Origin of the sequence: Microcoleus sp. PH2017_09_SFU_O_A (assembly GCF_020738625.1) — a bacterium.
Taxonomy (GTDB): Bacteria; Cyanobacteriota; Cyanobacteriia; order Cyanobacteriales; family Microcoleaceae; genus Microcoleus.
Genome location: NZ_JAEQCF010000048.1, coordinates 51,134 through 61,018, shown reverse-complemented (window position 1 = coordinate 61,018; position 9,885 = coordinate 51,134). Strand labels below are relative to the sequence as shown.

The 9,885-nt window shown below is 48.3% G+C and carries 7 protein-coding genes; all 7 read right to left on the bottom strand.

All coding sequences use genetic code 11. The annotated features are described in order from the left end of the window. Window positions 1-311: 311 nt before the first annotated feature. Window positions 312-2,078, bottom strand: coding sequence for an AarF/ABC1/UbiB kinase family protein (locus tag JGK16_RS18645; RefSeq protein WP_293184903.1), 1,767 nt, complete (start codon window positions 2,076-2,078; stop codon window positions 312-314). 146 nt (window positions 2,079-2,224) lie between these two features. Then, window positions 2,225-2,566, bottom strand: coding sequence for a DUF6825 family protein (locus JGK16_RS18640; RefSeq protein ID WP_293184904.1), 342 nt, complete (start codon window positions 2,564-2,566; stop codon window positions 2,225-2,227). A gap of 41 nt (window positions 2,567-2,607) precedes the next feature. Continuing rightward, window positions 2,608-2,766 (bottom strand): hypothetical protein, encoded by a 159-nt coding sequence (locus JGK16_RS18635; protein WP_293184905.1) that lies wholly within the window; start codon window positions 2,764-2,766, stop codon window positions 2,608-2,610. A 315-nt stretch (window positions 2,767-3,081) separates the two neighbouring features. Further along, window positions 3,082-4,653, bottom strand: a complete 1,572-nt coding sequence (locus JGK16_RS18630; protein ID WP_293184906.1) for a protein kinase — start codon at window positions 4,651-4,653, stop codon at window positions 3,082-3,084. A 1,081-nt stretch (window positions 4,654-5,734) separates the two neighbouring features. Further along, window positions 5,735-6,265: a DUF2127 domain-containing protein gene (locus JGK16_RS18625; RefSeq protein ID WP_293184907.1), complete on the bottom strand. Its 531-nt coding sequence runs from the start codon at window positions 6,263-6,265 to the stop codon at window positions 5,735-5,737. Window positions 6,266-6,521: 256 nt separating this feature from the next. Next, entirely contained in the window at window positions 6,522-9,521 is a 3,000-nt protein-coding gene (locus JGK16_RS18620; RefSeq protein WP_293191748.1) for a CBS domain-containing protein, read from the bottom strand. Between the two features lie 92 nt (window positions 9,522-9,613). Then, window positions 9,614-9,844 (bottom strand): hypothetical protein, encoded by a 231-nt coding sequence (locus tag JGK16_RS18615; RefSeq protein WP_293184908.1) that lies wholly within the window; start codon window positions 9,842-9,844, stop codon window positions 9,614-9,616. Window positions 9,845-9,885: the final 41 nt, after the last annotated feature.

Here is a 9,885-nt window from a genome sequence, read left to right as displayed (position 1 = left end):
CCGAAAGCCTGCGTGTTTTGCCATCAAGGTTGCTTCAGTATTATTTAATTTGAGCGCTCGCTTGACGGCAAACATGGAACTGACTCTCAGCAATCAACTGTAGATAAGTTTAGCAGACTATTTGCCACTTAAGTCTTGCTCCGCTGCGCTACATCCACCTGCCTTTCATCCCCAACCTTCTTCGTTGCGGAAGACGCTACGCTGTTCCTACACTACGAGAGGATGGGGAATTCCCGGCGAACTCGTTAAATGTTAAGTTTTTGCAGGCGACAAATCTCAAGCCAGAAATTTTCGATCGTCAATTGGCCGCATTATGACATTCTATCTAATCGATCGATCCGTTTGAACAAACGCAACAGAGCAAACCCAGCACCCGCAGCCAGCAAAGCCACAGCGACAGCGGGCCATACTTGATTGCTGACAAACAAAATTGTCGCCGACAAAGTAAAAGCACTCATCATCAAAGTATAATTAGTGCCCATTTGAACGTTGCTCATGCGGCGCATCAATCGCTCAGCTTCGGAAGAACGGACTCGAATCCGTAAATCTCCCTGTTCGAGTTTATCAATAGTCTCCTCAATCCGGCGGGGCAAACCCAAAGCAGTCGAACTCACCTGAGCCGCCTGACGGCCTAGTTCGTTAAAAATGCTGCTCGTTGCATCCGGCCCATTTCCATTAGTCATAAGCTGCATGGCAAAAGGTTGTGCCACCTCCATAAAGTTAAACTCGGGATCTAAACCCCGGCCCACGCCTTCAATCGTCGAAAAAGCTCGCATTACAAAAGTAAAGGTAGCTGGGAAGCGAAAAGGTTGGTCGTAGGCAATATCGTAAAGGTCATCGGTAATCGCACTCACGGACTGCTCTTCAAAAGGCTTATCCATGAAGTTATCGAGCATATACTGGATGCTGCGGCGCACGGGACTCATATCGCCTGTGGGAACCAAAGCGCCCAAGTTGATCAGAGAATCCATAATCCGCTGTCCATCCTTGGAAGCAATGCCGTAGAGAGTCTCCATCAGTCCTTCGCGGACGTTGGACTGGATTTGACCCATCATGCCGAAATCGTAGAAAATCAGAGATCCGTCAGCACTAACAGCGATATTGCCGGGGTGGGGATCTGCGTGGAAAAAGCCATCGTTGAGCAACTGCCGCAAATAAGCTTTAGCGCCTAACTGAGCAATTAATTTGCGATCGATCCCGGCTGCTTCGAGAGCTTCGTAGTGGCTGATTTTAATCCCTGGTAGGTATTCCAAAGTCAGCACTCGCGGAGCCGCGTAGCGCCAATAAACTCGTGGCACCTGCACCCAGTCGCAGTTGCTAAAATTGCGGCGAAAAGTATCAGCATTGCGGCCTTCATGGAGATAGTCTATTTCCAGCCACAGAATGCGACAACATTCCTCATAAATCCCCATCCAATCTCGGCCGCGGCCCCACTTAGGATGGTTTTGAAAATAGCGAGCAATCCCCTTGAGAATTTGCAAATCTATTTCAAACAGCTTTCGCAGTCCAGGGCGTTGCACTTTTACTACAACTTCCGGGCCCGAGTGCAGTTGAGCTTTGTGTACCTGACCCAAACTGGCAGCGGCCAGGGGCACAGGATCGAAGCTGCGGTAGAGTTCCTCCACAGTCTTGCCCAAATCTTGCTCGACAATTACCTCTAACTGTTCGTAGCTGAAAGCAGGCACTTTATCTTGCAGCTTAGAAAGTTCCTCGACAAACTCTGCCGGGAACAAGTCGGCGCGGGTGGAAAATAATTGTCCAACTTTAATGAAAGTCGGGCCTAAATCCAAGAGTGTTTCTCGAACCCAGATAGCTTGAAAGCGGCGTCTGGCAACTTTCTTTTCTTCAGTTACACCTCCCCAGTAGCTCCAGTTTTTGCTGTCGAACCACAGCGAAGCCAGCCAGAGCAAGACAAAGGCCCAAATGTCGAAGAAGCGTCGCTGCCGGGAATATTTTTCGCGATTCCAGCGATAAGCTTTACTTTTGTAGGATTTACCAGCAGTTTTTGGCTCATCGGCGTCGCTAGTACGCTTGGGGGAGCGCTGGCGATTAACAGAGTCATCAAGGAGAGCAGACACTTGGGTTCCCAAATTGCTTATTTTATGTTGTTGCTTTGATTGCAGGTAGGAAGGAGCGCAGGAGCGCATTGCTTTGCGCTCGTGTAACAATCAGTAGTTGTTGCGATCGTCACTTCGGAGCTATCGTCCGCTGGAATCGTCCTTTGTTAAGGCAAACTGCTGCGGTAGCGCTGCAATTCCGATCGCACGAGAGCGACTTCGGCGCGCAGCTCGTCGATCGTTACTTGCAAGTCTGCGGGATGGATGTCTTGAATGTCAGTAGTAGTGCTGGTGGTTCCAGTACCAGTTCTGGTCTGCATCGCCTCATCGGCAGCGCGATTGGCCCGTTCTACAACTTTATCTGTGAACTGGCGCAGGCGTTCTCTTTGTTCGGCGTCAAATTTGCCGAGTTCGGAGAAAGCGTTGGTTGCTGCGCTTTCTAATTGCTCGTACAGTGCTTCGGCAACTGCTCTTCCTACAAAAAAGGCATGAACTGGGGGTTTACTCATATAGAAATCTCTGTACGCTTCCGCAACAAATTATAACTTGCTTATCCTCGATGGCGCTTGTTCCCAAAGAAAGGAACTTTGCCCGAATCGATCGACCACCCTGGCTTGCACCGAAAAAAACAACTGTTTGCACCGATCGCGATCGCATATAGGGCGCCACCACGGTAACTCACGGCATTCTCGGCTCTAGTTTTACTCAAACCTTTCTCAAGCTTAGTAGGTTTGGCAGAACTAATGGGCGACCTCGAACAACCTAGCCGTCCGGTCTCAATATTAACATAATTTACCACAAAATATCAAATATTTATAAATTTTGGAGTTTCCATTCTGATTAGTTAGGTGATAGAAAATATTCGATAATTTCCGGCAATGGCTATTGATATTTTCTGAGTCTATCGCAGGTTGTGCGAAATTGTCTGTGGTTTGGAATGGCGTTATTCGCTCCACAATCGATGGATATTTAGTCAATCCTCAAACCAAGGATTAGTTCGCCCTTTTAAGCAAAAAAAAGAATACTAATTTGTCGCAGGTTCAGGATAAGGCACTGTCGGTTCTGGCACGGGGGGCGGCGAGTAAGGTGCGATCGAAGTACCGGAATTGCTGCCGTTTTGGCTTGGTATTGGCGGTTCGATCGATCCTAGGGCCGGTGACGGTACTGTCGGTGCGGATTCTTGCTGTGGGAATGTTTCAGAACTATTGGCAGCAGACGGGGCGGGTGCGGGTACGGGAGGGGAGGATCTGCGGGATTCGGGTGGCAGGGGCGGAACTTCTGGTACAGGTGCGGATGCTGCTTCGGGTGCTGGCTGGGTTTCAGTTTTAGGTTCTGGAATGGGGTACTCAGAGATCTGCGCTTCGGGATCGGGAGTTGGGGATGCTGAAGGTTCAGGATCTGGGGCGGGAGTCTCCGGGCTTGGGGAGGCAGAAGGTTGGGCGCTAGCTGTTGAGTTGTCGATCGGTTCTGGTATGCTGCTGTCTGACGTGGGTTTGGGGCGCTTGTTGAGTTGGAGTGGAACCAGAGGGCTGCTTTCGACAGACGGCTGCCCGAACATCGGCCCTGACAAATCACGGGATTTGAGCAAATCTTCCAAAGATGGGAAGGATTGAGTTGTGGATCTGTTGTTGCTGGCACTGATGCTGTGGTAGCGCCAGGCCAAGTCAAAACCCATCCAGCCAGCAATTGCAGCCGTGACGACAAACGCCAGCAAGGTCAACGGCAGGGGGGGAGGTGCTGGCAATCGCAAACTTTGCTTGTCTGTTCTCTGTGCGGGTAATCGCTCTGTTTCTTGCAGCATAGTAAGCCAATTTTCCACTGTCTGGGGGCGTTTCTGGGGGTCGGTTTCGAGTCCCTGAAGGATTGCTCGCTCAATGCCGGGGCTGAGGTTGGGCTGAAATTGCCGCAAAGAAGCCAGGGGAATGCGATCGCGCAGGGGTGCTGCTACGGGTGGTACGCCGGAGAGCAAGTAGTAAAGGGTGGCTGCGATCGCGTAAACATCTGTGGCAGGCGTACATTTACCGTCATAGAGGTATTGTTCGAGCGGCGCGTATCCTGGGGAAAGCAAGTTAGTGTGAGTTTGTTTCGTGTCGGCGATAAAGTCGCGAGCAACACCGAAGTCTATCAACATTACTAGATGAGAATCGGCTCGCCGGATCATATTTTCTGGATTGATGTCTCCGTGTAGCAATCCGCTGTGGTGAACTGTACTTACCGCTGAGGCTATTTGCCGAATGTAGTGCAGGGCCTGGGCTTCTGGTAGCGGCTGACTGGTTTCGACTATTTGGGCGAGAGTTTGGCCCGGAATGTAGTCCATCGCGATAAAAGACTGTCCGGCTTCTTCAAAAAAGTCAATTACCCTGACGATGTTTGAATGCTGGCATCGAGACAGGCGCTGGGCTTCGGCAATAAACTGCTGCTGAAACTGGGCAGAGGCTGGGTGTTGGCGCAGACTTTCGTTGAGGGTTTTGAGTACGACGGTTTGGTTTAATTGGGTGTGGGTAGCTCGGTAAGTGATGCCGAACCCTCCTCTGCCTAAAGTCGCGTTAATTGTGTATTTGCCCTTTTGCAGGACTGTTGCTGGCGCTAAGTTCATCTTTAGTTGATGCCGGTTCCCAAACTATGCTACCGCCTTTGGGTTATGAAAGCAGAGTTAGGGGTGAGGTTCGATCGACGATCGGCGCCCTAGGGCGTCGGTTTTGCTCTGCCAGGTCATCTTTGCCTCTGGCGGTTATTTTATCTGTAGCCGTCGTCTCAAAACTTAACACAATTTTTTGCCAATAAAAATCCCGCTCTTGTGGAACGGGAAAGCCATCAGGGTGCATCTATATGACTATGACTATAGCCCATGGGGGGTATAACCCCTCTTGCCTTTATCAAATCTTTACCAATCGCAGGCTTATGTAAAGATTTAGGTTTTTATTTGACTTGTGGTCACTGTTATGATATATCTTTTCAAAAAGATGAAGTATTGACCAATCAATCCCTCAATCCCCAATCTCAAATCGAAAAATGGAAAATCTCAACTTGTACCTCCAGAAAGCTGAGAAAGTCTATAGAAGGGAGTCCTACTTATACCATTTATCAAAAGTAGTGCTACAAAACAAGTGTTCGGTTTGTTCGATCGACTCTGTAGGTAAGATTCGTTGCCGCTCGAAAAGTGAATTAATTTTAGGGATTGTTGATGTATCCGCACCTTACGAATAATGTTGCCAGAGTTTTGAAAATTCATATTACAAACATGGTTGTTTGGTGAAAGCGCAATGGCACAGGTGCGTCGCTACTTGAAAATAGAAAAGTCTATTTTTTTGACTAATTTTTAATAGCAGTGTACCTTATACTATTTTTCTAAATATCCGAGCTCTCATATTCGCGGACGTTGTTGGGAAGAGAGCCCTCTTGGTTTCAGTGGTTATATAACCTGTCAGTCATACCTCACCTTTTTGAGAAAGGCTATACGACGACAAGAGATTGTAATTTATAGACTTTCCGTATTTTCTAAAGTCTGTTATAAATTTAAAAAAATGGTATTAGGACTCCAGCGTATTGAACTTTAATCTTCCTTACAATAAAAAATTTGTTTAAAGCCTATGGGTTTGGCGTATAAATTAAAATCAGACGATTCATTACCCCAATCCTCGGGCTTCCAGGTAGAAGTTGCTGTCAATTGTCAACTGTCAACTGTCAACTGAATTACCGTGCTTCGGCAAATGGTGCAGCAAATACCAAAACACCGCTATATTTGCGATAAAAACCACCAGCTTAAGTACGGTAAAACCATGAAATAACTCATATATTTCGGGCGGGATACTGATACCTACCAGCGCTAAAACCAAAATAGTCGCCCACCCTTTTTCGTACCACAAACCAACTGCTTCAAGAGCAGTTAAAGCGGCATAAAGTCCTGCTGCAAGTCCGCTAAATAGTAATGTTTTAGGCTTTACACTTAGAACTTTATCTAGTAGAAGCTCAATTATTTTTAATTTACTTTCCAAGAAGTACGATTCCGAAAAATCTTCCAAGGCTTGATGATTCTTCAGCGCTAAAAGTAAAGCGACGGAAGTTACTGTCAAGAGGGCTGCTACAAAAGTTTTGTAAACGACAATTGCGATTAAACCAGGAGGACGCTGTTTTTTCACGTAAATTCTCAAAAAATCTAATAATGTGCGACGATCGGCTTGTGAATAAGGAAGAAAAAAGTTCGGCAACGAATTCGCTGGCGCGAGATTTAACGGATATAAGATGGCTGTGCGGCAACGAGTCAGTGTACCCGATTAACGGATACAAGATGACGGTAAAATTCAGCAATTATTAGCCGATATATTTACAAAAAATAACGTGCTGCTGACATATAGCCTTTCTCACAAAGATGAGGTATGACTGACAGCTTATATAACCTCCCAGACAAAGAGGGCTGAAGCCCAACAACGTACCTCATATGAGAGCTAGAGCCGCTATAGCAGACTAAGATTGAGGGTAACGTTGTGCTAAGAAAGAGATCGCGCTAGCCCGATCGCCCAAATCGCCATCCAACGCAGCCGCCAACAAATCATCCAACATTACCTTAAACCCAGGCCCGGGCTTGTAACCCAAAGCCTTCAAGTCATTGCCGTTTAAAGGCGGCTCAACATTCGCCAACCGGGTGATATATTGCCAAATCTGGCGGCGGGCGCTGCGGGGGCTTTGCAGGGCGATCGCAATTAACAGCGGCAACTCATAATTCCTCAACAGAAACACTAATTGACTGGGTAAATTACACTTCAGTAAACCCTTTGCTAATTCCTGATTTCCAGCTTCCAAAACTTCCAGCCGCTTAATACTGTCAGCAGGTAACTGAAGATTTGTAGCCACTTTAACCCGATATTCCGGTGCTAAATAAGCAATCAAAACTTCCAGCCGCATCAGCCAATCTGGAATATTGATAATTGGGAATTGGGAATTGGGCATTGGGAATTGGGCATTGGGAATTGGGAATTGGGCATCGGGCATTAGGAATTGGGCATTGGGAATAGTTTGTTCCTTCTTCCTTCTTCCTTCTTCCTTCTTTCCTCTTCCTTCTTCCTTCTTCCGACTTCCCTCTTCCTTCTTCCGACTTCCCTCGGATTTCTTCCTTCCATTCAAACATCGATCGAGCAAACGCAGTCGCCGCCACAACGGACGATCCAAATCTAAAGTAGGATGAATACAGCGCAAAGCTTGCAAATCTCCCAACATCTGCAAAGCAACCTGCCAATAAGGAGCTTGCAAAATGTACTTCAATTCACTTTTGAGGCGAGTTTCCAAAGCCGGAGCTCTGCCGTTTTCCCCCTGAATTCGGTAATAAATTCCGCTTTCCAAAGCGTGGCGGATGTATCCTTCAGTCTGCGATTCAATGGAAAATCCCAGCCGTACCGCAAACCGCACCGCCCGATAAATCCGCGTCGGATCTTCGATAAAACTGTTAGCGTGCAAAACTCGAATTTGCCGCGATTCCAAATCTAGCAAACCGCCAAAAAAATCCAACAATTCGCCGCTGCGGGGAACTCCCAACCGCACAGCCAGCGCATTAATAGTAAAATCCCTGCGGTACAAATCTTGGCGGATCGAACTCGCTTCAACTTCAGGATTTGCAGCCGGATAAGGATAAAATTCAGTACGAGCCGTAGCAATATCCAGCCACAGCGAACCGAAAGCAGAGTCTTTGTGCCACAGCAGCGCGGCGGTTTGAAATTGACCGTGAACGTCTAAACGCGAGTCTGGGTATAATTTCTGGAGCGCTGAGGCTAATTCGACACCGGCACCGGAATCGTCGGTACCGCAGTTGCCATCAACTACCAAATCAATATCAGTTAGGGTAACAGGCAAGATGCCTGTTCCACAAGAGTTTAATGTTGTGGGGTGGGCATCTTGCCCGCCCTTGGTGTCATTCAAAGCTAATAATAAATCGCGGACTGCTCCACCGACAATATAAAGTTGCCAGCCGCGCTCTCGTGCAATGTTGGCAGCGATCGACAATAATTGCCATAATTCGCTACTAATGCCCGATCGCAACAACTGCTCAACCGACTCAGATACAGGATAATCGGACAATTGAGAATTACTGCCCCTATCGCGGGCTTTTTGCTGGTGCAATTCCCGCAACACGTCAGTGCGAGTCACAATTCCCACGAGTTGGCCGTTTTCCAACACTGGCAAACGCCCGATATCGTATGTCACCATTAAAGCTTCAATTTCTGGCAGCAAGGTATCCGGGGCGATCGTTTTTAGCTGCGGAGTCATGTAACCCTTAACCGGAGCGTGACTGAAACCGTGGTGGAGGGCGATATCAATGTCGCGGCGCGAGATAATGCCTGCCAGTAGATCGCCCGTATCGACCACTGAAAGTCCAGAATGTCCGTAACGTAGGAGGATACGGTGAGCCTCTCCCACGGAGATTTCCGGGCGAATGCTCCTCACTGGGGATGACATTAATTCGCGGGCGGTGGGAGGGTGCGGGATTTGAGCTTTGAGTTCGTCGGCTAATTGATTTAAAGTCAGCAGGGCGTCAACATCTCGGGTGGCGAGGGATGCGGCGCGGGCGTGGCCTCCGCCGCCGAAAGGTTTGAACAATTCGCTGAGGTTTGTGCCTTCGATACGCGATCGACCGATAATAGCTAAGCGGTTGGAAACTGGCGATTGGGCGATGTTGCGGTTGTCGTTTTCGCTAAATTTATAAACATTGCCTAAAAGTAGAGCATCGGTTTCAGTTAAATCCAACAAGCGAGAAGCTAGCGCCGAAAGTCCGGGCACGTAGGCTTCAGTAGAAAGTAATACCCAAGCTACTGTATAACCGTGCAAGGTTTGCGATCGCAAATTCTCCAATGCTTCTCTGAGCAAATCCTGCAATTGCGGAGACAAACCGGGTTCTACATATTCAGAGATTACCCGCAAACTTGCTCCTTGTTCCATCAACCACGCCAAAGCCATTGCATCTCGCGCGGTTGCGCCGTCGAAGGTGAGGGAACCGGTATCGACGTGGATACCGAGGGCCATGACTGTGGCTTCTGAAGGTAAAAGCCGGGATACTGTATCGCCGTTTTCTGCTGAATTTTTGAGTTTTTCGCGGAGTTTTTCGACAATTAATGTGGTGGTTGCGCCGACAGCTTCGATTTGGGTAACAGTCGCGGGGATGTCCAAATCGGCTTGCAGGTGGTGGTCAAAAACCGCTATTTCGTTGAGGTGTGGCAAATCCAGCCATTCGGCGGCTTTTCCTAAACGATCGCGCCCCGAGGCATCTACTATAGTAATCGATCGAATTTGTTGCGGATTGACCGATCGACGTTCGATCAGCGGGTACTCGTCGCGGTGTAGCGCCAAAAAATCCCGCACTGTCGGGTGACAACCCCCAGTCAGCACAATTCTGCTACCGGGGCGCAGCACGCAAAGTCCCACCGCTGCTCCCAAGCTGTCAAAATCTGCTGTTGTGTGGCACAAAACTAAGTCCATAGCCGAAAATCTCGCATCTCTCACCCTCACATTAGCAATTTCTGGGGCTTTGATACCGGGCGATCGCACTATAGCAAAACTTACGCATGGGGCTAGAAACCGGGTTTAGGTAAAAAAATTGCGACGAGGAACCAGAAATCACCTAATAAACCCGGTTTCCGAGGTTTAATGCGACCTCGACTGCTTAACTCAGCCTTCAGCCTGTCTTGAACCCAGTGTTCTGTCAAGTAGCGAACAATGATAAAATTGATGTAAATCTCAAGAGCCGCTGGCGCCTGTTCGCGCAACGCCCGAATTTGCAAAGTCTCTTTCGTATCAATCAACCGACAATTTCTGGATTAATATCGGGATACAGTCAGTCGAT

Bases quoted from the DNA above. Each gene is read 5' to 3' on its own strand.
- JGK16_RS18640 (WP_293184904.1), bottom strand. From the start codon at position 2,566: ATGAGTAAACCCCCAGTTCATGCCTTTTTTGTAGGAAGAGCAGTTGCC.
- JGK16_RS18630 (WP_293184906.1), bottom strand. From the start codon at position 4,653: ATGAACTTAGCGCCAGCAACAGTCCTGCAAAAGGGCAAATACACAATT.
- JGK16_RS18620 (WP_293191748.1), bottom strand. From the start codon at position 9,521: ATGGACTTAGTTTTGTGCCACACAACAGCAGATTTTGACAGCTTGGGA.